The organism is Azomonas agilis (assembly GCF_007830255.1).
In the GTDB taxonomy this organism is placed as follows: domain Bacteria; phylum Pseudomonadota; class Gammaproteobacteria; order Pseudomonadales; family Pseudomonadaceae; genus Azomonas; species Azomonas agilis.
Genome location: NZ_VLKG01000007.1, coordinates 154299 through 178387, shown reverse-complemented (window position 1 = coordinate 178387; position 24089 = coordinate 154299). Strand labels below are relative to the sequence as shown.

General features: G+C 56.2%; 23 protein-coding genes and 1 pseudogene. 7 read left to right on the top strand and 17 right to left on the bottom strand.

Going from position 1 to position 24089, the window contains the following annotated elements:
- Positions 1–7 precede the first annotated feature (7 nt).
- Together LX59_RS10830 and LX59_RS10825 are read right to left on the bottom strand one after the other, a co-directional pair.
- Entirely contained in the window at positions 8–1339 is a 1332-nt protein-coding gene (locus LX59_RS10830) for an OprD family porin (RefSeq protein WP_144571879.1), read from the bottom strand.
- Between the two features lie 177 nt (positions 1340–1516).
- Positions 1517–2851, bottom strand: coding sequence for a hypothetical protein (locus LX59_RS10825; protein WP_144571878.1), 1335 nt, complete (start codon positions 2849–2851; stop codon positions 1517–1519).
- A gap of 259 nt (positions 2852–3110) precedes the next feature.
- Here LX59_RS10825 and LX59_RS10820 point away from each other — a divergent pair, with 259 nt between their 5' ends.
- The 6 genes from LX59_RS10820 to LX59_RS10795 are packed head-to-tail and all read left to right on the top strand — an operon-like array spanning position 3111 to position 9641.
- On the top strand, positions 3111–4367 hold the full coding sequence (locus LX59_RS10820) for an SfnB family sulfur acquisition oxidoreductase (protein WP_144571877.1): 1257 nt from the start codon (positions 3111–3113) through the stop codon (positions 4365–4367).
- A gap of 12 nt (positions 4368–4379) precedes the next feature.
- On the top strand, positions 4380–5588 hold the full coding sequence (locus LX59_RS10815; RefSeq protein WP_144571876.1) for an SfnB family sulfur acquisition oxidoreductase: 1209 nt from the start codon (positions 4380–4382) through the stop codon (positions 5586–5588).
- Entirely contained in the window at positions 5588–6994 is a 1407-nt protein-coding gene (locus LX59_RS10810; protein ID WP_144571875.1) for an LLM class flavin-dependent oxidoreductase, read from the top strand. Before LX59_RS10815 ends, LX59_RS10810 begins: the two co-directional genes overlap by 1 nt.
- 19 nt (positions 6995–7013) lie before the next feature.
- The gene (locus tag LX59_RS10805; RefSeq protein ID WP_144571874.1) at positions 7014–7841 is read left to right on the top strand and encodes a MetQ/NlpA family ABC transporter substrate-binding protein; all 828 of its coding nucleotides are present in this window, start codon (positions 7014–7016) and stop codon (positions 7839–7841) included.
- 5 nt (positions 7842–7846) lie between these two features.
- Complete coding sequence (locus LX59_RS10800; protein ID WP_144571873.1) at positions 7847–9007, top strand: methionine ABC transporter ATP-binding protein; 1161 nt, start codon at positions 7847–7849, stop codon at positions 9005–9007.
- Positions 8991–9641, top strand: a complete 651-nt coding sequence (locus tag LX59_RS10795; RefSeq protein ID WP_144571872.1) for a methionine ABC transporter permease — start codon at positions 8991–8993, stop codon at positions 9639–9641. Before LX59_RS10800 ends, LX59_RS10795 begins: the two co-directional genes overlap by 17 nt.
- Positions 9642–9683: 42 nt before the next feature.
- Here LX59_RS10795 and LX59_RS10790 read toward each other — a convergent pair whose 3' ends face one another.
- From LX59_RS10790 to LX59_RS10730, 13 genes are all read right to left on the bottom strand, one after another.
- Complete coding sequence (locus LX59_RS10790; RefSeq protein WP_144571871.1) at positions 9684–10634, bottom strand: ketopantoate reductase family protein; 951 nt, start codon at positions 10632–10634, stop codon at positions 9684–9686.
- A 47-nt stretch (positions 10635–10681) separates the two neighbouring features.
- A complete protein-coding gene (locus LX59_RS10785; protein ID WP_144571870.1) occupies positions 10682–11674 on the bottom strand; it encodes a Bug family tripartite tricarboxylate transporter substrate binding protein in 993 nt (330 codons plus the stop codon).
- 16 nt (positions 11675–11690) lie between these two features.
- Positions 11691–12833 (bottom strand): LLM class flavin-dependent oxidoreductase, encoded by a 1143-nt coding sequence (locus LX59_RS10780; protein ID WP_144571869.1) that lies wholly within the window; start codon positions 12831–12833, stop codon positions 11691–11693.
- Between the two features lie 23 nt (positions 12834–12856).
- Positions 12857–13831 (bottom strand): Bug family tripartite tricarboxylate transporter substrate binding protein, encoded by a 975-nt coding sequence (locus tag LX59_RS10775; RefSeq protein WP_144571868.1) that lies wholly within the window; start codon positions 13829–13831, stop codon positions 12857–12859.
- Positions 13832–13840: 9 nt separating this feature from the next.
- Positions 13841–14581: an enoyl-CoA hydratase/isomerase family protein gene (locus LX59_RS10770; protein ID WP_144571867.1), complete on the bottom strand. Its 741-nt coding sequence runs from the start codon at positions 14579–14581 to the stop codon at positions 13841–13843.
- Positions 14582–14595: 14 nt separating this feature from the next.
- Positions 14596–15534, bottom strand: a complete 939-nt coding sequence (locus LX59_RS10765; RefSeq protein ID WP_144571866.1) for a glycine/sarcosine/betaine reductase selenoprotein B family protein — start codon at positions 15532–15534, stop codon at positions 14596–14598.
- Entirely contained in the window at positions 15534–16904 is a 1371-nt protein-coding gene (locus LX59_RS10760) for a phenylacetate--CoA ligase family protein (protein ID WP_144571865.1), read from the bottom strand. Before LX59_RS10760 ends, LX59_RS10765 begins: the two co-directional genes overlap by 1 nt.
- A 58-nt stretch (positions 16905–16962) precedes the next feature.
- On the bottom strand, positions 16963–17922 hold the full coding sequence (locus LX59_RS10755; protein ID WP_144571864.1) for a Bug family tripartite tricarboxylate transporter substrate binding protein: 960 nt from the start codon (positions 17920–17922) through the stop codon (positions 16963–16965).
- Positions 17923–17947: 25 nt separating this feature from the next.
- Entirely contained in the window at positions 17948–18100 is a 153-nt protein-coding gene (locus LX59_RS10750) for a lyase family protein (RefSeq protein ID WP_144571863.1), read from the bottom strand.
- A gap of 17 nt (positions 18101–18117) precedes the next feature.
- Complete coding sequence (locus LX59_RS10745) at positions 18118–19623, bottom strand: tripartite tricarboxylate transporter permease (RefSeq protein WP_144571862.1); 1506 nt, start codon at positions 19621–19623, stop codon at positions 18118–18120.
- Positions 19624–19637: 14 nt separating this feature from the next.
- Positions 19638–20102 carry a tripartite tricarboxylate transporter TctB family protein gene (locus LX59_RS10740; RefSeq protein WP_144571861.1) on the bottom strand — a complete coding sequence of 155 codons (465 nt, stop codon included), beginning with the start codon at positions 20100–20102 and terminating at the stop codon, positions 19638–19640.
- Positions 20103–20238: 136 nt separating this feature from the next.
- The gene (locus LX59_RS10735) at positions 20239–20532 is read right to left on the bottom strand and encodes a DUF2790 domain-containing protein (RefSeq protein WP_246118737.1); all 294 of its coding nucleotides are present in this window, start codon (positions 20530–20532) and stop codon (positions 20239–20241) included.
- Between the two features lie 389 nt (positions 20533–20921).
- Positions 20922–21485 (bottom strand): hypothetical protein, encoded by a 564-nt coding sequence (locus LX59_RS10730; RefSeq protein WP_144571860.1) that lies wholly within the window; start codon positions 21483–21485, stop codon positions 20922–20924.
- Positions 21486–21624: 139 nt separating this feature from the next.
- Here LX59_RS10730 and LX59_RS15955 point away from each other — a divergent pair.
- Positions 21625–21894: pseudogene (locus LX59_RS15955) on the top strand (phage integrase N-terminal SAM-like domain-containing protein); the annotation flags it as partial.
- A gap of 186 nt (positions 21895–22080) precedes the next feature.
- Here LX59_RS15955 and LX59_RS10720 read toward each other — a convergent pair.
- Both LX59_RS10720 and LX59_RS10715 read right to left on the bottom strand, forming a co-directional pair.
- Positions 22081–23097 (bottom strand): ABC transporter substrate-binding protein, encoded by a 1017-nt coding sequence (locus LX59_RS10720; protein WP_144571859.1) that lies wholly within the window; start codon positions 23095–23097, stop codon positions 22081–22083.
- Positions 23098–23219: 122 nt separating this feature from the next.
- Positions 23220–24086 (bottom strand): ABC transporter permease, encoded by an 867-nt coding sequence (locus LX59_RS10715; RefSeq protein ID WP_144571858.1) that lies wholly within the window; start codon positions 24084–24086, stop codon positions 23220–23222.
- Between the last annotated feature and the right edge of the window lie 3 nt (positions 24087–24089).

Sequence of the window (24089 nt, the reverse complement as noted above, 5' to 3'; positions counted from 1 at the left end):
TCCTCAATTACAACAGCGGAACGCTGTAGGTGACGTAGAAGCGGTTTTCGTCGATATTGCGGGTCACATCACTACGCAGAGTGGCATTGCGGTAACTCAGGCCAACGCCTTTAAAGAAACCGCTTTGAATGGCGTAATCCACCCGCAGGTCGCGCTCCCATTCGCTGCCATCGCTACCCCGCGCATCAATGTTGTCACCGGAGAGGTAAATCGCTGAGGCCTTCAGGCCCGGAATACCTAAGCCAGCAAAGTCATAGGCGTAGCTCACCCGCCAAGTACGCTCCCCAGCACTGAGGAACTTTCCAATTTGGCTGTCAGTAATCAGGTACGCGGTATAGCCGTCGCCTTGGTTGAGTACGGGAAAGTGGCTGTTACCAAACAGGCGCTGAACCCCCGCGCTGACTTCGTGACTGGCGACGCTGTAGGTAAATTTGGCACTCCAGACTCGGTTATCCACCTCACCGCTTTTGCTGTCTCCTGTGGCCCAATAACCGGAGCTGCGATAGCCCTCGGCCCGACCGGAACGACTGGCGTTTTTACCATCGGCATCACTGTTGAAGTAGCGCAAATCGGTTTGCAGCTTACCCACGGGCAAGGCCCAATCGTGCACCAAACCCACGAAATGCTGCTCGTAAAAGTCTTTTAAGGTGCCGTAGTAGTACTGGAGTTTTAAGTCTTTGGTGACTTTGTAGTCCGCGCCGAGATAGTAGAAGTCGTTACTGAATTTACCCGTTTGGGCGTTGTTGGCCCCGGCGATGGATAGACTGTCGGTGTTGGTGGAGCTACGCCCCTTGGCCCGTTCCAATTTACCGCCAATCAGGGTGAGGTCTTTAATCTCATTACTGGTGACCTGTCCGCCGCTGAAGGTTTGTGGCAGTAAGCGCCCATCGTTGACAATAACAACGGGTAAGCGCGGCAGTAAGGTGCCTAAACGGGCTTCGGTTTTGGAAAACTTCACCTTAGCCGTTAAACCCACCGTACTGTATTCATGCACCGCACGCCCATTGCCCTTGGTGGGGAATAACTGGCCGCTGTTGTTGGCGCTGGTGGGGTTGTAGTGTGTCCCTTTCCCTGAATCCAAACGAATCCCTAACAAACCCAAGGCATCAACCCCAAACCCCACTGGGCCCTGAGTAAAGCCAGATTTGTAATCCAAAAGGAAGCCTTGACCCCATTCTTCTTGTTTGGAGGGTGCTGCGGTGCCGTCCCGATTATCGTTATTAAAGTACAGATTACGCAGGTTAAGCGTGGCTTTACTGTCTTCCCAAAAACCGGCAGCACTGCTGTACTGGCTTAACAACCCCGCGGCGATTGCCAAAGCCAGGGACGATTTTCTCATGCTCGATGCTCCAATGCAGAGGTAATACGAAGGTCTGCAGGGGCTCAACACAGGAAAATAGAGCCCCAAAACGGGCTCGATGCGGTGGTCCGCTGTCGGCGGGGGCCAATCTAGTGCAATTTTTTAGTTCTTAAAAAGAATTTGTAATTAGATTCTTATAACTGAAACAGAATAATGCTAGCCCGAAGTCAAGGAATGCACATAGGCATACAGATATAAAAGACCGCAGCCCATAAAGACCATCAGAGGGCCATAACCCGTATTCAGGCGCAGCAACTCCACCAGCCGGACACCGTAGCGCCCCTGCAAGCTAAGCTGAACCCCCGAAAAAGGCGATACGCTTACCCCAATGGCCCAGCCCATCAACAGGGTTAACCCCAACAGGCTAGGATCGGGATTACTAGGCGCTAATAAGCTGCTGGCCAACAGGCTGCTGGTCACAGGATGCAGCCCTATGACGGCCAAGCCGGTCAAAGTAATCAGGGTTAAGCTGGCCTCTAAACCGCCAAAATGATCGGGAGCCAACTGCAAATGCAGCGACTCCAACAAGGCAGAAACGCCCGCCGCCAACATAGCCGCGCCTAAAAACAGTGTGACCTCGCCCTTCATCTCCGGCAGCCCTTGCTCCAGATGCACTTTGAACTGGGCCAACGCCTGTTTGCGGCCACGAAGAATGGGCAAACCAATCAAGGTGGACAGCAAGGCAATCAGCGTTACCAGCGTCAAAACGGACACTTGGGGCCACAAAATTTGCCCCAGCATTACCATCCCCGCCAACAACAAGGGCAAGCGCAGAGCCTGCCAGTGCATAGGATAACCGACGGTGCTATCCACCTCAGGATGGCGAGCGATCTGAAAGGCACTGACCAACAGCCCCACCAAGGACAGAGGCAAGGCATAGGGCAACATTTCCCCCAAACGCGCCTCAGGGGAACAGATGAATACCACCCCCATAGAGGCAAAAAAGGGCGACCAACAGGCACAAATACTAAACGCCCGTACCAAAATCAGCCCTTGCAGGGTGTTCATTGGCTGCGTGCGGCTGAGACGATCCCCAATGATCACCAGCGCCGACATATTAATCACCGCCCCAATCAGGTGACAGCCGAGCAAAGTCTGCCAAAGCGCGCGCCGACCTTTGGGGAGCTGCTCTTGTTCCGCTTGGCCTGACTGAGCCAGCAGACGCAAAAAGCTCACTCCCACCAACATAGCCAACAGGATCTGGTTGGCCTCCAGCGCGTTTAACAGGTAGTGAATCGGGGCTCCGTTTAACAGCCCGATCAGCAAACACACCAAGCCCAAACTGAACAGCACTAGGGTTTGCATCCGCTGTGACGGCTGCAAACGCTCCAGCAGCAAACTACCGGCTACCCAAGCCGCTGCCCCTGCTATATAGCTAAGCCAAGGGGCATGAATCAGGATTGAAGTCAGAGCCAAGCTCAACATCAACAGCAGTAAGCTACCCGGCAACCAATACAGCAACGCAGGCGGTACAGCGGAGAAAAAAGGCATAAGCGAAGATCTTCAAAAGATACGATGTCTGACTTTTGTTTGAAACATTATGGCACAAGCTTAAAAAACAGACAGCGCTCTGCATCGAAATAAGAAGAGACACTAAAGCCTAAGCATATAAAAAAAATCTATTTATTTTTAATCAATGTATTGCATTAGGTTATATATACCGGACCACCGGAGCACTCTTTTCTCGCCATGCTCCGGCTATTCACTTCTCGGTCGAAGCAGGCTGTTTTTATCTAAGGATGAGGCTTGCATGACCCGTTTCACCGCCACCCAATCCCCTGCGCAACAGGATCAATTACCGCCCCTGTATCCAGCCCAGCAGATTCAAAGCCATCAACAAGCCTTGAGTCTGGCCCATGATTTGGCCCAGATCGCCCGTAGCGGAGCCGCCCAGCGCGACCGTGAACAACAATTGCCTTGGGCGGAGTTGGAGCAATTTACCCGTACCGGATTGGGGGCAATCAGCATTCCCAAGTTGTACGGCGGCCCGGAATTACCCTTCACCACGATTGCTGAAGTGTTCCGCATTATTTCCCAAGCTGACCCCTCCCTAGGGCAGATCCCCCAAAACCAATTCGGCATTATTCAACTCGTATTGGCCGCCGGTAGTGAGGAACAAAAGCAGCGCCTGTTAGGTTCGGTGGTGCAGGGTTATCGCATCGGCAATGCGGGGCCAGAGCTTTCCAACCTAGAGCTCTCTAGCCACGATACCCTAGAAGTCCGAGCGCGCTTAGACCGCAACGGCAAGGACTACCGTATCAGTGGGGAAAAATTTTATTCCACCGGCGCACTTCTAGCCCATTGGATTACCGCCAAGGCGGTGGACGGCGAAGGCCGCTTGGTGCTGGCTTTTATCCCGCGCGGCACGCCGGGATTGCAAATTGCCGACGACTGGACCGGCTTTGGCCAACGCACCACCGCCAGCGGTACTGTGGTACTGGATCAGGTTTCGGTGGCGGCGGAAAACCTAATCCCGATCTGGAAACTCTCCGAGCAGCCCAACATTCAAGGGGCCAGCGCCCAACTGATCCAAGCCGCCATTGATGCCGGGATTGCCCGCGCCGCCTTGGAAGATGCCACCCTGTTTGTGCGCCAATATTCGCGCCCTTGGATTGATGCCCAAACCGAAAAAGCCAGCGAAGATCCCTACACCCTGAATGAATTCGGGCGGCTGTATTTAGAGTTGGATGCCGCCGAAACCCTGTTGGAACGGGCCGCACAAACCCTAGACCAGATTCAGGCCGAACCTCTCAGCGCCGATTCAGCGGCACGGGCCTCCATCAGCGTAGCCAAGGCCCAAGCCATCACCACCGAAATTGCCTTATTGGCCAGCGAGAAACTCTTTGAGCTGGCCGGCAGCCGCGCCACCTTGGGCGAATACAACCTCGACCGCCACTGGCGCAACGCCCGCACCCACAGCCTGCACGACCCGGTGCGCTGGAAATACCACACCATCGGCCATTACCACTTAAACGGTGCCCACCCGGCCCGCCATTCCTGGATTTAAAGGAGTACGCGCATGACTGCTATCCGCAAAGCGGTGCGACCCGGCACCGCTCTGATCGAAAACGAGGCCCAAGCCTTAGAAGTGGTTGAGGTATTGGCTCAAGGCTTTGCCCGCGAAGCTGCTGAACGCGACCGCGAACGCCGCCTGCCCCATGCGGAGTTGGAAACCTTCTCCCGCTCCGGTCTGTGGGGCATCACCATCCCCAAAGAATACGGGGGAGCCGGTGTATCCGCTGGAACATTAGTGCAAGTCATCGCCCGTATTGCCCGTGCAGATAGCTCTCTGGCTCACATTCCGCAAAACCACTTCTATGCGCTGGAAGTACTGCGCGTCAACGGCAATCACAGCCAAAAACAACGGCTGTACGGCGAAGTCTTATCCGGGGCGCGCTTTGGCAACGCCCATGCCGAACTGCACACCAAAGCCGCCCATGAACGCACCACGCGCTTGATTCCAGAGGCACAGGGTTATCGCATCGAAGGCCGCAAGTTCTACTCCACTGGCGCTCTATTTGCTGACCGCATTCCCACCTCGGTTAAGGACGATGAAGGCCGCTTGCACTTTGCCTTTGTTCCGCGCACCGCTCAGGGCTTGAGAATCGTGGATGACTGGTCAGGCTTCGGTCAGCGCACCAGCGGTAGTGGCTCGGTAGTGTTTGATCAGGTACGCATCAAAGCCGAGGATTTAGTCCCCTTCCAATCAGCCTTTGAGCGCCCCACCGCCGTTGGCCCCTTCGCGCAAATTCTGCACGCCGCCATTGATTTGGGCATTGCCCAAGCCGCCTATGAAGACACTCTGGCCTTTGTACGCACTCGCGCTCGGCCTTGGATTGACTCCGGCGTCGATCAGGCGGTGAAAGACCCCTTAACCCTGAACCTCATCGGCCAACTCAGCGTGCGCCTAGAGGCCGCCGAAGCCCTAACCCACAAAGCCGCCAACATCTTGGAGCAAGCCCGCCAGCAACCGGATATTGCCTCAGTCGCTGAAGCCTCCATTGCGGTAGCTAAAGCCCGCGCCATTACCACCGAAATCTCCCTCGCTGCCGCCAACAAGCTGTTTGAACTGGCCGGCAGCCGCGCCACCCTCAGCGAATACAACCTCGATCGCCATTGGCGCAACGCGCGCACCCACACCCTGCACGATCCGGTGCGCTGGAAATACCACGCCATCGGCAACTACTACCTCAACGACACACTGCCACCACGTCGGGGAACCCTGTAATGAGCCAGCCCAAACAGATTCGCCTGAATGCCTTCAACATGAACTGCATAGGCCACATCAACCACGGCCTGTGGACGCATCCGCGCGACCGCTCCACCGAATTTAATACGCTGGAGTACTGGACGGAACTGGCGCAACTGCTGGAGCGCGGCCTGTTCGACAGCCTGTTCATTGCCGACATCGTGGGCGTGTACGACGTATACCAAAACAGCGCTGACCTGACCCTGAAAGAAGCCATTCAGCTTCCGGTACACGACCCGCTGTTGATCGCCTCGGCGATGGCCGCAGTGACCCAAAACTTAGGTTTTGGCCTGACCGCCAACCTCACCGAGCCGCCCTATGTGTTTGCGCGCCGCTTTTCCACCTTGGATCATCTGACTAAGGGCCGCGTGGGTTGGAATATCGTCACCGGCTACTTGGACAGCGCCGCCAAAGCCATCGGCCTTGAGCAGCAGATTGAGCACGACCGCCGCTACGACCAAGCCGAAGAATACCTCGAAGTGCTGTACAAACTCTGGGAAGGCAGTTGGGAAGAGGATGCGGTGCTGGCCGATCGGCAACGGCGCATCTATGCCCAACCAGAGAAGGTACATAAGGTTCAGCATCAGGGTGCGTTTTACACCGTAGAGGGCTATCACCTAACCACGCCCTCGCCGCAGCGCACGCCCTTGCTGTTCCAAGCCGGTAGCTCAGAACGCGGCCTAGGCTTTGCCGGGCGGCACGCCGAAGGGGTGTTTGTCGGCGGCCAAAGCCAACCCATTATCCGTGATCAGGTCAGCCGTTTGCGGCAACAGGCCATCGCCGCCGGTCGCCCTGCCGATGCAGTGAAAGTCTTTATGGGCCTTAGCGTAGTGGTCGCACCCACCGAAGCGGAAGCCCGCGATAAGCTGGCCGAATACCTGCGCTACGCTAATCCCGAAGCCGGACTGGCCCACTTTTCCAGTACCACCGGCATCGACTTTGCCCAGTACGGCTTGGACGATCCGATCCGCTACCAAAAAACCAATGCCATCGAGTCGGTGGTCAAGAGTTTCACCGCCAAAGACAGCGGCTGGACCAAACGCAAGCTGCTGGAACAACACGCCCTCGGCGGCCGCTACCCGCTGCTGGTCGGTACGCCAGTGCAAATCGCCGATGCGCTGGAACACTGGATCAGCGAAACCGACCTCGACGGCTTCAATCTTACCCGCACCGTGACCCCAGAAAGCTATGCCGACTTTATTGATCTGGTGATTCCCGAACTGCAAAACCGTGGCCGCTACAAAACCGCCTATGAAGAAGGCAGCCTGCGCCACAAAGTATTTGGCCAAGGCGCACGCCTACCGGCTCAGCATCCCGGTAGCCGCTGGCGCAACCTGAATCAGCCAGATGCACAACAAGGTTGGACTTTCCCAGCCTACCCCTAATCCCATCGAGGAAACTGCCATGCACAAATCCCCCAATGGCCCCTTAAGTGGGTGGCTGAAAACCTTAACCCTAACCGGCTTGCTGGCCTGCACCCTGAACGCACAAGCCGCCGACGACAGCAAACCCCTGAAGGTAGGCACCACCGCCGCCTTTGCGCCGCCGCTGGAAGTAGCCGTCACTGAGGCCGCCAAACAGGGGTTAAAGGTGGAGTTAATCGAATTCAGCGACTGGATTGCCCCCAATGCCACCCTCGCCCACGGCGACATTGATGCCAATTACTTCCAGCACATTCCCTTTTTGGAAAATGCCAATAAAACCGCTGGTTACGAGCTGATCCCCTTTGCCCCCGGTATTATCAACAACGTGGGTCTGTACTCGAAAAAATATAAAGAGATCAAAGACCTGCCCAAGGGAGCCAAGGTCGCCATCGCCAGCGACCCCATCAACGGCGGACGCGGCCTGCAACTGCTGGAAAAAGCCGGTCTGATCACGCTAAAACCCGGTGTCGGCTACAAGGCAACCCAAGCGGACATTTTGACCAATCCCAAAAACATCAAAATCATCGAGCTGGAAGCCGTGCAACTGGTGCGCGCGCTGGACGATGTGGACTTGGCCCAAGGCTATCCCCATTACATCCGTTTAGCCGGCACCCTCGACCCCCAATCCGCGCTGCTGTTTGATGGCTTGGATCACCCTGAATACGTGATTCAGTTTGTAACCCGTCCCGACCACAAGGACGACCCACGCCTGAAGCAGTTTGTGGAGATTTACCAAAAATCCCCCGTAGTACGCGCCGCGCTGGATAAGGCTCACGGCACCCTGTATCAACCGGGTTGGGGAGGTTAAGCATCATGTCCAAAGCGGCGGCACAGATCTTCAAGGATGAACCTCTAGCCTCTACGCCCTTTGCGTTGGGCCATGCAGAGGCTAATACCTGCACAACTCAACGCCCCGATCCGGCCTTAGCCCGAATCCATCTACAGTTTGAAGGCTTAGGCAAAACCTACCGCACCGAACAAGGCCCGGTACACGCGCTGCACGACATCAATCTGGACATTCGGCACGGGGAAATCTTCGGCATTATTGGCCACAGTGGAGCCGGTAAATCCTCCTTACTGCGCACCATCAATCGACTGGAACAGGCCACCGAGGGCCAACTCTTGATTGAGGGACAAAACATTGCTGAGTTGGATGAGCAGCAACTGGTCAAACTGCGCCGCCGCACGGGGATGATCTTCCAACACTTCAACCTGCTCTCCGCCAAAACGGTGCGCGAAAACATCGAACTGCCGCTCAAGGTGGCAGGCATCCCGCGTGGAGTACGCCGCCGCAAAGTGGATGCACTGCTGGCTTTGGTGGGGCTATACGGCAAATCAGAGACTTATCCGGCCCAATTATCCGGCGGCCAAAAACAGCGCGTGGGCATCGCTCGTGCCCTCGTCCACGATCCCGAAATCCTACTCTGCGACGAGGCCACCAGCGCCCTTGACCCGGAAACCACCCAATCCATTCTGCGTTTGTTGCAGGAAATCAATCAGCATCTGGGGCTAACCATCGTGCTGATTACCCACGAAATGAGCGTGATTCGGGATATTTGCGACCGCGTGGTGGTGCTGGATAAAGGCCGCATTGTGGAGCAAGGCCATGTGTGGGAGGTATTTGGCCGCCCCAAGCACAACACTACCCAAACCCTGCTAGCGCCCCTGCAACATAATCTGCCCGCCGATTTAGCCAAGCGCCTGACTCCACAAGCGACTTGGCCGGACGATGCCAAGGTGTTAGCCCTGTATTTTTCCGGCCAACAACGCGAGCCGGATTTAGCCGCGTTGAGCAACAGCCTAAACGGTCGAGTGCGCTTACTGGATGGTGGGATTGAGCGCATCCAAGGCCATGCGGTGGGACGCTTAGTCGTTGCAGTTGAGGCCTCGCCCTTTACCGCATCGGAACTGGTGCAACGGGTACAGGCTTGGGTCGATCGCGCTGAGGTGTTGGGTTATGTCGCTGTTGTTTGAACGCCTGTGGCAAGGGCTGTTGGATACCCTACTGATGGTGGGACTGTCCTCTGGCATCGCTTTGTTAGCCGGAATTCCCTTGGCGGTTTTTCTGGTCACCAGTGGCCGGGGCGGGCTGTTTGCAGCGCCTCGGCTCAACCAACTGGTCGGCAGCGTGGTGAATGTCTTTCGCTCCATTCCCTTTCTGATTTTGATGGTGGCCCTGATTCCCTTTACTCGGCTGATTGTGGGCACCAGCTACGGCGTTTGGGCGGCGGTCGTGCCTTTGAGCATTGCCGCCACGCCCTTCTTTGCCCGCATTGCGGAAGTCAGCCTGCGTGAAGTGGATCAAGGATTGATTGAGGCGGCTCAGGCAATGGGCTGTCAACGGCGACACATCATCTGGCATGTGCTGCTGCAGGAAGCGCTGCCCGGCATTATTGGCGGCTTTACTATTACCGTAGTCAGCATGATCAATGCCTCAGCCATGGCAGGAGCCATTGGTGCGGGCGGCTTGGGTGATTTAGCCTACCGCTACGGCTATCAGCGCTTTGACACCGAGGTGATGCTGGCCGTGATTGTGGTGCTGATCGCGCTGGTGACTCTGGTGCAATTCAGTGGCGATTGGTTGGCTAAAAGGCTGAATCATCGCTAGAACCCATTAGGGGATGCTCCCTCATCCCCTGACTGCTGCGGATTACCGCCCCGACACAAAAGGATCGCCGGGCTGCACCAGCGACAGACTACCCAGCAGGGTTCTCAACACTGGCACCGCTTCGCCATGACGCTCAGCCAAGGCAATGGGTGTGGCCAGCAGCGCATCCAGCTCTAAGCGTCGACCGGCTAAACGATCTTGCAACATTGAAGTTCGGGTATTGCCCACATCCTCCGCACGCTTGACCCGTGCTTCTGGCGTGACCTTGACCTGTACCCCCTCCTTAGCAGCAATGCGACTGATCTCCTCCATACCCGCCAGCAATACGCGGCGCACCTGCGGGTTGAACACCATATCGCTCATCCCTGCTCCAGTAATGGCACTCATGGGGTTGAAGGTGGCATTGCCCATGAGTTTGCTCCACACCTCGGCGCGAATATCCGGCGCATAGTGGGTTGGAATGCCCGCTTGCTGCCATTGCGCAACCAATGCCTCCAAAGCCGCATCTGTGCTGCCATCGGTGCGGGCCAATAAATAACGGTCACCGGGCACCCGCCGTACCTTAAGCCGCCCCACGGCTGTGCGCTCAGAAGCGTGGTACACCACCACGGCTACAATTTGCTCTTTGGGCGGAACCCCGGCGATCTGTCCCTCCTGATACGACCACCACCAGGGCACACCGTTTTGCAGGAATAGGTACTGGGTTTTGGCGTTCCCTAAAGTACCTAACTGCGGCAGGATTTCGGGCAAATCGTGGGATTTTACTGCGACGATCACCTGATCGAAGGGGCCATTGAGGGTTTCCAAGGTGGCATAACCTACCTTGGAGGCCTGCCACTGCTCGTCCCCTTCCGCTAGGATACCGCCCTCAGGAATGGCCGTGCTGCTGCGCTGAGCCACAGTGACGGCGTGACCAGCCAAGCTCAGGTGTCCGGCCACGAACAGGCCCAGACTCCCGCCGCCAATCACGGCAATGCGTTGTGGATATGACATGGGACAATCCTTCCTTAATTGATCGTATTGGCTAATACAGCGTGGCTTTATTCAATCTTGGCACCGGATTCGCGCACGACTTTGCCCCACTTGGCGCTGTCGTCGCGGATCAGTTGGGCAAAGGCTTCTGGCGTGGTGCTTTCTACGTCCAAACCTTGCTCGGCCAGCTTGGTACGGGTTTCTGGACGTTTAGCGATCTCCGCCAAAGCAGCATTCAGGCGCTGAATAATGGGCTTAGGCGTGGCTGCGGGCACCACGATGCCAAACCAAGAGCTGACCTCGAAGCCCTTCAAACCAGCCTCCTCCGCAGTAGGCACATCAGGCAGTGCCGGTGAACGGGTTTTACTGGTGATGGCCAAGCCCTTGACTTTGCCGCCTTTCACTTGAGGGGCGAGGATGGTCAGGGTATCGAAGGCTGCATTCACTTCGCCGCCCAACAAGGCGGTAATGGCCGGAGCACTGCCTTTGTAGGGCACATGCAGCAGCTCGGTTTTGGTCAGGCTGCGGTACAGCTCACCGGCCAAGTGGCAGAGAGTTCCGTTGCCGCAGGAGGAATAGCTGACCTTGCCGGGGTTGGCTTTAGCGTAGCTGGCCAAATCTGCCAAGGTTTTCACCGGCAGCGTATCGTTAACCGCCACCACATAGGGCACTGAAGCCACTACAGAAACGGGCGCAAAATCCTTAAAGGGATCGTAGCGCAGCTCTTTGCTCAAGTGCGGCAGGATGGTGAGCTGACCCGCCGGCGCTAAAGACAGGGTATAACCATCGGGATCAGCCTTAGCGGCGGCTTCGGCGGCAATGGCGGTTCCGGCACCGGGTTTGTTCTCCACTACCACCGGCTGACCTAAGGCGCTGGAAAGCTGCTCGGCGTAGAAACGGCCCACAATGTCGGAAGCCCCACCGGGTGGAAAGGCAACAATCAATTTAATGGGTTTGCTGGGGTAGTTGTCGGCCGCCTGAACAGCGGCCCAAGGCAACAGGGAAAACACACCGGCCAGCGCCAATAAACGCGCCCAGCGAGGGGAAAGACGAGGCAACATCGGTCACTCCTTAAGATTAAAGCGGCGCAAAGGCCGTCACAGGTAATTCAGCCGGTACGCGGGCACGGATACGGGGCAGCAGTTCGCGGCCATAGGCCACGGCATCTTCCAAGGGATCAAAACCGCGTAATAAGAAGGTGCTGATGCCGATGCGGTGGTAGGCCAACAGCGCATCCGCTACCTGATCGGGCGTGCCCACCAAGGCGGTGGTGTTACCGCCTACGCCGGTAGTCGCCGCTGTTCCTGCCACTGCGCCGGTCAAGCGGGCGATGCCTGTCCATAGGCAGCTGTCCAGCACTTCCCCTTGCGCGGCAAAGTCCAGCAGCCGGCGCGAACCTACATTTTGCGGCACTCCGCCCTGTACCAAGGTCAGAGGCGTGCGGCTCAGGCGTTTGGCGGCAGCTTCACGGATGCGCTCGGCACGGGCCCAGGCTTCGGCTTCGGTAGCGCCTAAAATGGGCCGAATGGACAGGCTAAAACGCAGCGCCTCAGCCCGACCCTGTACGGCGGCAGCGGCGCGCACATTGGCGATTTGCTCGGCGATGCCTGCCAGCGGTTCACCCCACATCATGAACACATCCGCATGTTTCGCCGCTACTTGTACCGCTGCCACTGAGGAACCACTGAAGAAGATGGGAAGGTGCGGCTTTTGCAGCGGTTGCACGTTGGGACGGTAGTCCCGTACCTGATAAAAACGCCCGTTAAAATCAAAGGGTGTTTTGGCCGTCCAGGCCTGTTTCATCAGGGTTAGGTATTCGTCGGTGCGGGCGTAACGCTCGTCGTGACTGAGAAAATCCCCATCCCGCTGCTGCTCGGCATCGTTGCCGCCAGTGATGATGTTCACCGCCGCCCGTCCGCCACTGAAGTGATCCAGCGTCGCCAATTGCCGCGCTGCCACTGTGGGTGCTACCACCCCCGGACGGTGGGCCACCAGCACGCCCAAACGCCGCGTTTGCTGCGTTGCATAGGCCGCGATCTGCAAACCATCGGGCGCGCCGCTGTGGTAGGCGATCAGGGCGCGATCAAAACCGGCGTGTTCCTGTGTCTGCGCAAAGGCCCCCACAAAGGCCGGATCAACCAAGGGGCCAACTGGGGATTGGCTTTCGCTGGCGGCTTGGTGGGCTAAAAAGCCAATAAACTCTAGGGGATGGGAAGACATGCTCAGCCTCCTGGCTCAATCACTCAATCGAAAGTAGTGCCAGATTCCCGCACCACTTGGCCGTATTTGTCGTAGTCGGCGCGGATTTGCTGGGTGAACTGTTCTGGCGTGCTCGGCCAAGCATCCAAGCCTTGGGCGGCCAGCTTGTCTTTCACGCTTTGGGAGGCAGCGGCCTTGGCGATTTCGGCGTTCAGGCGCTGCACGATGTCTTTCGGTGTATTAGCCACCACCACCAGACCGAACCACGAGCGCACTTCAAAGCCGGGATAGCCCAACTCAGCCACCGTGGGCACGTCCGGCAATACTGGCGAGCGCTGGGCCGAGGCAATGGCCAAGCCTTTAAGTTTTCCGCCCTTAATCTGCGGAGCCAGCACAGTCAGGGTATCGACGGCCAGATTCACGTCACCGCCCAAAACAGCAGTCACGGCGGGCGCACTGCCTTTAAAGGGCACATGCAGCAAATTCACGCCGGTTTTTAGACGCAGGTACTCGCCCGCTAAGTGAATGATGGTGCCGCTGCCACTGGAGGAATAAGAAAACTTGCCCGGAGCCGCCTTAGCTTGAGCAATCAAATCCTTGAAATCCTTAACCGGCACCTGAGCATTGGCGGCAATCACCACGCCGGTATAGGCCAGCAGGGAAATCGGCTCAAAGCTGCTAAAGGGATCGAACTTGAGGTTTTTGGCAATGTGCGGCAACACCGTAAGCTGTCCTGTGGGGACTAACGACAGGGTGTACCCATCCGGCGCGGACTTAGCTACATACTCGGCGGCAATGGCGGTGCCGGCACCGGGTTTATTCTCCACCACCACCGGCTGTTTTAGGGATTCGGACAGGGCATCGGCATAGATGCGGCCTACGGTGTCCGCCGCGCCACCCGGTGGGTAGGGCACGATCAGGGTGATGGCTTTTTCCGGCCACGCGGCCTGAGCACTTAGACTGCTGAACAACACCAGCGGAGCCAATAAACGAGCTAATTTATTTGGAATCAAAGACATAGCAGCTCCTCAGCGTCCGCTAAAGGTGGGGGTACGTTTTTCGGTGAAGGCACTGATGCCTTCGTGGAAATCTTGTGAGGCATTAATCTCCAGCACCCGCGCACGAGCGATGGCCGCTTGTTCGCTGGGGCCTTTGGGCAGCACTTGGCCGACAAAATCCTTCAGCAAGGACAGCACCAGCGGCGCATTGGCGGCCAGTTGAGCGGCTAGCTCGCGGGCGGTTTCCAACTGTTGACCCAGCGGCACTACCCGATTGACCAAGCCCACCTCATAGGCACGCTGGGCACTGAGGTTGCCACCCACCAACAGCAGCTCCATCGCCACCTTGTGCGGAATACGCGCGGCCAAGGAGCTGATCAAACCGCCGGAAAAACCCACCTTGGCCTCAGGGTAGGAAAACACCGTGTTATCCGCCGCGACGGCTAAATCGGCCATCTGCACCAGCACCAGCCCGCCGCCAATCACCAAGCCGGTCGTGACGGCAATAATCGGCTTGTTCACCGGCACACCGACACCGGGAATGGCCCGCCACAGGTCGTGAGGGATGTCGCGCAGGTTGGCTCCGGCGGTAAAGGCTTTCTCCCCCGCAGCGGCTAAGATCGCGACCCGATCTTCGGGACTGTTGGCGAAGCGCACCCATGCTTGGTGCAGTTCCTCCACGATTTCGTGGTTGATGATGTTGTATTTATCCGCTCGGTTGAGGGTGATTTCGGCGATCCCGTTTTGGGACTCATAGGTGACAAGGCTCATAGCCACTCCAAAATTTATACAGTGGCCAAACGCTGCTCACGGGCGATCAGCCGCGCGCGCTCGTTTTCGGCACGCAGGCGTTCCAGTTCCTCGGCGGGCAGGCGTTCGGCGTTGGCGTAATCCAGTTTCCAATCCGGGTCGTCGGCCCAGATCAGGGGCGATTGCAGGGTGGTGCGCGGCCCCGGCGCGGACTCCAACAAACGCAGGGCCAGCTCCAAGGTCAGGCGCTGGGATTCTGGGTCGTGGGGCTTTCCGGCGGCATTACCGAGGGGAAAATCCGAGAACAGCAGGCGCGGCACACCCACGTATTCAGGAATATCCTTGGCACAGCCCAGCACCACCGTAGCAATGCCCGCCGCTTCCAAGGTACGGGCAACTAAGCTCAGGCTTTGGTGGCAAATCGGGCAGTTGGCGACCAGCAAGGCCGCCTCCACGCCGTCCTCCTGACAGCGGCGCAGAATCTCCGGCGCATCCACCTCTAGGGTATGGCGCTGACTGCGGTTGGTGGGCGCGCCGTGAAAGCGGGCGGCTAAAGCCCCTAGTCGCCCTTCCGCCACGGCTTGGCGCAAAGCGGCCAACGGAAACCAACTGCGGCTGTCCTCCATCGAGGTATGGCGACGGTCGATGCCCACATGGGCGATGCGTAGGTCGTGCTCCTGAGTCGTATCCCCGGAGTACACCTGATAAAACTTGGCCGCTGCGTTGTAGGGCGCACCGGGGCCTTGGGGGCCTTTATCCGGCTGATAAGGCGCGGCGGTGGTAATCAGGGTGATGCGGGTTTCCGTCAGTGGCTTGGCCAAGGGGGTAAAGGGCACTTCCCGGTAATGGGCCCAGACATAGGGATTGTCGTAGCCCAGCGCCAAATAATAGGCACGGGTACGCGCCATATAGCCCACCGGCTGATCGTCCGGTGCGGCAAAGCCTAGGGCGCGGGCTTCCTCGGAGGTGCTCATCAGGCGGGCTTCCCAGCGATTTCGATCAGCTTGGTTTTGGCTCCACTGCGCGGCAGGCTGTTGAAGGGTACGATTTCCACTTGCGGACGGAAGGTCAGCAGCTCGCGGATGCGCTGTTCAATGCGTTGTCCCAAAGCGGGCCAGTCGCTGGCGGGCACGGCCTCTCCGGCCTCAATAGCCAACCGCAGCGGCGGCTCGACACGCGGTGGCGGGCCATCCAAACGGATGCGCAGCTCACCAGACACCTCGGGGCGGAATTGCCCAACCACGTTTTGAATCGCCGCCGGATACACCTTCACACCCTTGATGGCCAGCATGTCGTCGGCGCGGCCTACAATTTCCATGCGCACGCCAAAGTGGCCACAGCCGGGGCATTCGCCGACGTGGATTTTCAGAATGTCGCCGGTGGCATTGCGGAACGAGGGCGCAGCCTCGTATTCCAGCGCGGTATGGATCGCCTCACCCACGGCTCCATCTTTCAGGGCCAAGGGCAACTTGGTTTCGGGGTCGATCAGGTCGTAACGGAAGCAGTAATCCTCGGCCATGTAGTGCATGCCGTGGGCGTGCTCGCTGTCGCAGGTGATGGTGCCGTTGTGCCACGCGCCGCCGGTGGCATCGAACACCTTAGCGCCAAAGTGTTCTTTCACCCGCTGACGGAAGGTCGGCAGACTGGCCCCCGGCTCGCCGGAGCAATAAATCACCTCAATACCCAAAGCGCCTACGGGTTTGCCCAGCTCGCTCGGCGCACGCTCGATGAGCTGCGTCACCATCGATGGGGTGGCAAAGAGCACGCGTGGGCGGGTCAGTTCGATGTAGCGCAAAATCTTAGGTACACCGCCCTCCGCGCCCACCGCCACCGGACGCGCGCCGTAGGCTTCCAGCGCCTGCACATAGGTAATGCCCGCCAACCACAGCGACAGGCCAAAGGCATGGAAGGTGGTATCCCCCGGACGAATCCCAGCCGCCCGGAACATGCGGCCCAAGACTTCATAGGTGATGTTCAGGTCTTTGCGGCTGAACACATAGAAGGTCGGGTTGCCAGTGGTGCCGGAAGTGGCTGCCAAGTGGATGGCGTTTTCCGGCGCAGTGGTCAGATGCAAACCCAGTGGATGGCCATAGCGAATCAGTGAGGCATCCTGTGATTCACGGTGGCGCGTCTTGTCCATAAAAGCGGGTAAACGGCGAAAGTCCTCGAAGCTGCGAATGTCTTCCGGGGCATTAATGCCCGCTTCCTTAAAGCGCAGACGGAAGTAGTCCTCGTTGCCCCACACATAGCGAATCTGCTGTTGCAGTTTTTCCCAGCGTCTCGCGTTGAGGATGGCCAGATATTCGTCGGGGTCACGAGTCGGTACATTAAAGTCGTAAATCATAGGTCAGCTCTCAAACACAGGGGCCAAGGGGTGGCCAGTCCTTAACAATGGGGTGCGGCTATTGGGCTTTGATGTTGGCGCGGCGGATGATGTCGGCGCTGGTGTCATGGGTGGCGCGCAGGATCGACAGGGTGTCCTCCACCGACAGGCGTTGCGGGGTTAGGCCCATCAGCTTCAGCTTGTCGATGACTTCCGGTTTCGCCAGTACGCGGTCGAAGGCTTGGCGCAGGCGTTTGAGGATGTCAGGCGGCGTTTGGCTGGGGGCTACAGCGAGAAAAGCGCCGGAGAAATTCCACTGAGGAAAGCTATCCAACAGCGAAGGCACACCGGGCAGCTCTTTTTCATCGGCGGTGCCGCCAAACCAAGCCAAGCCGCGCAGATGGCCGCTTTTTACCGCGCCATTGGCTAGAGGGTCAGCAATCAAATCCACATGCCCAGAGATGGTGTCGCTCAAGGCCGGAGCCGAACCCTTGTACGGCACATGCACCAAGCTGATACCGGCCAACACTTGCAGGTATTCCAAGGCGATATGGCCGGGCGTGCCGATACCGGAACTGCTGAAGGACAGCTTGCCGGGGTTGGCTTTGGCATAGGCAATCAAGTCCGCCAAGGTTTTGATCGGCAGCTTGGGATTAATGGCGATCACCGAGCGCGATTCAGCGATATTGGCAATGGGGGTGAAATCCTTAAAAGGATCGAAGTTCACCGGCACCAGCTGCGGTGCAATCACCAGATTGCCAATGGAGGCATTAAACAGGGTGTAGCCATCAGGCGCGGACTTAGCCACGAAGGAGGCTCCCAAGGTACCGCCCGCACCGGGTTTATTTTCAATCACCAGCGGTTGACCCAGCTCAGCCCCTAAAAACTCAGACAGCACGCGGGCAATGTTGTCGTTGGTGCCGCCGGGGGCATAGGGCACCACGTAGGTGATGGGTTTTTCCGGGTAGGCCGCTTGGGCAGCCCAAGGCAGCAGGCCGAGACTCAAAGTCAGGGCCACCGATTTAACAAGAGGCGTCATAGCGCAGTTATCCGGCGACAAGGGGTTAGGCGTGGGCTTTGGCGGGGTGTTTCCCCGTAACGCGGTCCACAAAAAATCCGGCCAATCCGGTGTACGCGGCGGGGTTTAACAAAGCATCCAGACGTTCTGCCGTGAGATGGGTCTGGACTTTAGGATCAGCCAGCAGCGCTTCTTTCAATTAGGGATCGACACGGCCTAGTCCTCAGCAAAAGCGACTTTGCGGGTGGAGCGGAAATGCGGCAGCGCCAACAAGGCCAGCAGCAGTACGGCAAAGATCAGCAAAGAGGCACTGATGGGCCGGGTAAAAAAGACGGTGGGATCACCCCGCGATAGCAGCATGGCGCGGCGCAGGTTTTCTTCCATCAGGGGGCCGAGGACAAAGCCCAGCAACAGCGGCGCAGGCTCACACCGAAGCTTAATGAACAGATAACCCAGTAAGCCAAAACCCACCGCCAGCAACACATCAAACAGGCTGTTGTTGACGCTGAACACCCCAATGCAGCAGAACAGCAAAATAGCCGGATACAGGATGCGGTAAGGAATGGACAGCAAGCGCACCCAAATGCCCACCAAGGGCAGGTTCAGCAGTAGCAGTAGGATATTGCCAATCCACATACTGACAATAACCCCCCAAAACAGATCGGGACGCTCGGTCATTACCTGTGGGCCGGGCACGATGCCGTGAATCATCATCGCGCCGATCATCAGCGCCATCACCGCGTTGGAGGGCAAGCCCATCACCAGCAGCGGAATAAAGGAGGTTTGCGCCCCCGCATTATTGGCCGACTCTGGCCCCGCCACGCCTTCAATGGCCCCTTTCCCAAACTCTTCCGGATGTTTGGACAGGCGCTTTTCCAGCATGTAGGAGGCAAAGGAGCTAAGCATAGCGCCTCCACCCGGCAGCACGCCCATGATGGAGCCCAAAGCCGAGCCGCGTACCACGGGTTTCCAAGCGCGGCGATAGTCTTCGCGGGTGGGCAATACAGAACCTACGCGCTCCACGATTTGAGTACGGTGATGATCGCGCTCTAAGTTGGCAATAATCTCCCCGATCCCAAAGATACCCATGGAAATCACCACAAAGCTGATGCCTTCAGCCAACTCAGGAATACCGAAGGTGAAACGCTCATCGCCGGAGTTAACATCAACACCGACCAAACCCAGTAACAAGCCCAGAAGGGTCATGGCTATGGCCTTGAGCACATCGCCCTGTGCCAACACTACGGCGGCAATCAAGCCCAACAGCATGAGGGAGAAATATTCAGCCGGCCCAAATTTCAGAGCAAAAGCCGCTAAAGGTACGGCAGCAGCGGCCACTACCAAAGTGGAGACCGTACCGGCAAAGAATGAGCCTATGGCTGCAATTCCCAACGCGGCCCCAGCCCGCCCTTTTTTAGCCAAAGCATGTCCGTCTAAACAGGTGACAACGGATGAGGACTCACCGGGTAAATTGACCAATATGGCCGCTGTCGAGCCGCCGTATTGAGCCCCGTAATAAATCCCCGACAACATGATCAAAGCGGAAACCGGCGGTAGGCCATAGGTGACAGGCAGCAGCATGGCGATGGTGGCTACCGGCCCTAATCCCGGCAAAACCCCCACCAAAGTGCCCAACAGAACCCCTACAAAGCAGTACAGCAAATTCTGCCAAGTAACAGCGGCATCCACACCTACCGCTAAATGGGATACTAAGTCTTCCATCAGACTTCCCCCACTTATACAACGGGCAGAATGGGTAGTGTCAGACCCAGACCAAAGGAAAATACAGCGACCCCAAATGCAGCTAAGCCAACACTCAGCCCCAATAACTCAGGGAAATGTATTTCTGTGCGGGCTAAACCGCTGACCAGCGTCATCACGACGGTGGCCAATAGCAAACCCAACTCTTGGGCCAACAGCCCAAATACCACCACGCTTAGCACCACAAACAAAGCGGGACGCCAGCGAAAGCTGGCCAATAGATTATCTTCTTCCGTGACTCCTAGCTTCAGGCAGCGTACCAACACCACCAAACCCAATAAGGTCAGAGCGCCTCCCAGTATCAGTGGAAAATATCCAGGCCCCATGCGCATAGCATTACCCACGGCATAGCTAGAACCTAGAGCAATTCCACTGATACCCGCCGCCAAAAACAGCAATCCAGAAACAAAATCTGGCGTGTTGATTACCTTAATTGGCATAAAAAAAGCCCTCGACCTAACGCTTTAAGCATCGAGAGCCTACCGACATCTTAGATTAAGATCCAAAAACTATTATAAATATACTTATTACCTTATTTTGGCTATAAAAATATAAGTAAAAACTCTAACTTAAGCTTTAACCGTTGGTGCAGCCTGTCCCCATTACCAGATATTCTAAGCGATGGCGTTGGCCTTGGCTGTCCTCATACAGCATGTGCATAGGCACTACTTCGCAAGCTTCGTGGTCACCCTCAATAGAGATCACTCTTTTAATATCTAAATTCATTCCGTATTGATAGGTTTTAATCGGCAATACATCCCTGCTTTGCCCCATAGCACTATGGGATTTAACATCAATCCCAAAGGTGTCTTTAGCCTGTGCAGTTTTAATAAGACACAGCATGAAAAGAGCAAAGACTACAAACTTCATTAGATTCTCCCGAAACCAGGTAAAATTTAGCTGATCCGCTCAAAAACGCTGGATTCAGCCATTTAGAAAGGTTCGTGGAGAGAATAAACAGCCTAGGCTTAAATGAAGGTTAATATAAGAATTACAACTTTTTTTAAATAAAATTACAATTATTAACCAAATATTAACAGGCATAAAATATTACAAATATTAATTCAAATTAAAACTTAGAAAAGCCATTTAAATACAGCGATCTTATTTTACTCTTAACCTATATATAACATGATTTTTTGATTCATGCTGTGGCTGATCCCTACACACAACGGTGGATGACGATTAAGCTAACGGGCGGCCAAAAGCGTAGCTTTTGGACGTCCAGCGAACGAAGTGAGCGACAGTTGAGCGCATTGTTATGCGTCAACCTGAAGCTGCTCAACAGCTTGCATTAGCTTTGCTTGTTTGGTTTTCAATGCGTCAAGTCGATCATGAATTTCTGGAATTGCCTTGCCCGGTAGTTTTTGTTCGCCATTAGGTAGCATTACAGTGTAATGGCTGCCATTTCTCTGTGCCTCGGAAATAACAAATTTAAGAATATCTTGCTCAAATGATATTTCTTGATTTATGGCGTTGAGTCTTATGCTTAGTGATTGGAGGGTGGCGGCTTTTAGTGCGGTGCTTGCTTGTTTTTGTTGAGCGTATTGTGCTGCTACCAATGCGTTTTTGGTTTCGGATAACTCTGTTTTTTGAATCAGTACAGATTGTGTGAGCCAGTAAAAAGCAAAATATGCGATCAATGGGTTGATGAGTCCGCCTACGAAATCACCAAATGTACCCCATAGTCCAGCGTCTGTTGAAAGTTGTTGATCATTTTTAACTGCGAACCAAAGCATATATATGATGGCAGGAGTGATTGCTGCAAAAACTATAAAATACCTAGAGCGCTTCACTTCTGATTCAAGCTTTTCTAGGTTCACACTTATCTCCTGATGCATAACTATTATTAGACCCCACTAGGTGTATAACCCGCCAAGTGGGTCTGGTGGATAATCTTCCTTGCTGATTAGCAGGAGCCCTCTAAATTAAGCTTTGTAGCAGCTCCATGACTGAATAAGGATGTTATACACCATGGATAATAAGCCACGTCTGCTGGATCAGGTTCGGGAACAAATTCGGCTAAGACACTACTCGATTCGTACTGAGCGCGTCTATTGCGAATGGGTGCGACGCTTTATCAGCTTTCACCAGTATCGCCACCCTATGGAAATGGGGGCCGCTGAGATTGAAGCCTTTTTTTCGGACTTAGCCCTACACGGTCAGGTGTCCGCTTCAACACAAAATCAGGCGCTAGCCGCTCTTTTATTTCTGTACAAGCAGGTGCTGAAGCTGGATTTACCTTGGCTAGGCGAGGTTGTGCACGCCCAAAAACCGGCCCGATTGCCAGTGGTCTTAGCGGTAGAAGAGATGCAGCAGCTTTTGGCATTGATCTGTGGCTACACCTCAATGAGACCACATAGCGCACTTAGATACGCCCTACTTTACCCCAAGCTGCGGCGGTGCAGCATCCGCTCCTTAGCTGCCGGGCCGTGCGTAGGCTTCGCTAAAGAAGTAGTCCTTCCACGAACCGGCTTTGTTCTTCAGCACGCCCAGCTCGTAAAGTTTTTCCGCGTACACATAGCTGCGCTGTGGGCTGACGGTGAACTCGATCTCTGGGTCTTCCACGATTTTGCGTACAAACTCCAGCGGCAACTTGGATTGCTGTACGCGGATGTAAGTCTCAGCCGCCGCGGCTTTGTTGGCCTTGATCCAGCCCTCCGCCTCCACCAGCGCGTCGTAGAAGGCGCGGTAGGTTTTGGGGTTTTCGTCGTGGAATTTCTCGGTGGCGTACAGCAGGTTAAAGGTCGCCTTGCCGCCCAAAATATCGTAGGAGCTGATCAGCTTGCGTACCCTGGGATTTTCCAGTGCCTGATAGGAAAAGGGCGGGCTGGAGAAGTGGGTGGTAATCTCCGAACCACCAGCAATCAGCGCTGCCGTGGCTTCGGGATGGGGCAAGCTGACAGAAATTTTGTCAAAGTGCTGGAAGTCTTCCTTACCAAACAGTTTAGCGGCTTCGATTTGCAAGGTACGGGATTGGAAACCCACGCCCGCTGCGGGTACGGCAATGCGGTCTTTATCGCTCAAATCCTTGAGAGTTTTGACGTTCGGGTTGTTGGTCAGCAGGTAGTTAGGTAAAGCACCCAAAGCGGCGACGGCTTTGACGTTTTGCTTGCCCTTGGTGCGATCCCAGACCGCTAAGGCGGGTGGCACTCCAGCGGACACTACGTCCAAGGAGCCGGCCAACAATGCCTCGTTCATGGCGGTGGCACCAGAGATGCTGCGCCAGTCCACTTCGATGTTAATGCCCTGCGCTTTGCCGTGTTTTTCGATCAGTTTTTGATCGCGTACCACGTCTAAAATCAGATAGCCGATGCCAAATTGCTGGGCAATGCTGATGCGGCCTTCGGCGTTCGCATGGGGTACGACTAATGCCGAGCACAGACCCAAAGCCGCCGCGAGGGGCGCTAGGGTTTTAGGGAAATTCAGTTTCATGGGCTGTCCCAAAGAGGGCGGCCCGCTGATAAAAGATGATGGCCGCCGGGTTTACGAGAAACGCCGATCCGGCCATCCGGTCTCGACCTAGAAAGTCGTGCTAGAACACATTGAGCTCAGAATTACCGCTGCATACCCCAGCGTTTCAGGGTGTGGCGCTCAATCAGGCTGAAAATCAGGTTTTCTACCAATAAGCCAATCAGGATCACCACTACCAATCCAGCAAATACCTTGTCGGTGTACAGCTCGTTGCGGTTTTGGAAGATGTACCACCCCAAACCGCCCTTACCGGAGGAAGCGCCAAACACCAATTCCGCTGCAATCAGGGTACGCCAGGCAAAGGCCCAACCGATTTTCAGACCGGAGACGATAGAAGGCAGCGCGGCGGGAATCAGGATCAGCCATACAAAGCGCAGGCCACGCAAACCGTAGTTACGCCCGACCATGCGCTGAGTTTCGGAAACGCCCTGAAAGCCGGCGTAGGTATTCAGCGCCAACGACCACACCACCGAATGCACCAGTACAAACAGCAAGCTGGCTTCGCCCAAACCGAACCAGAGTAAGGACAAGGGTAACAGGGCAATGGCGGGCAGCGGGTTAAACATAGCGGTCAGGGTAGACAGCAGATCGCGGCCCAATTGGGTGGAGACCGCCAAGCTGGTCATGACAAAGGCCAGCACAATGCCCAGCAAGTAGCCCTTCACCAGCACATTCAGCGAAATGGCCACCTTGGACAGCAATTCGCCGCTGATGATGCCCTCCACCAAAGCATGGGAAACCTGCACAAAGCCGGGCAGCAGTAGGTCGTTATTTTGGTAGCGAGCCGCGATCTCCCAGATCACCGCCAGCACCAGCAAAATCAGGGATTTACGCAGCCATCCTTGCTGCCATAAACGCTGAGCGCGGGACAGCTCACGCTCCACCGGCAAATCCAGCAGCGGCGGTAAGCTGACCTCGTACTCGGGGCGCAGCGGGGGATTCAGTGCCATGAG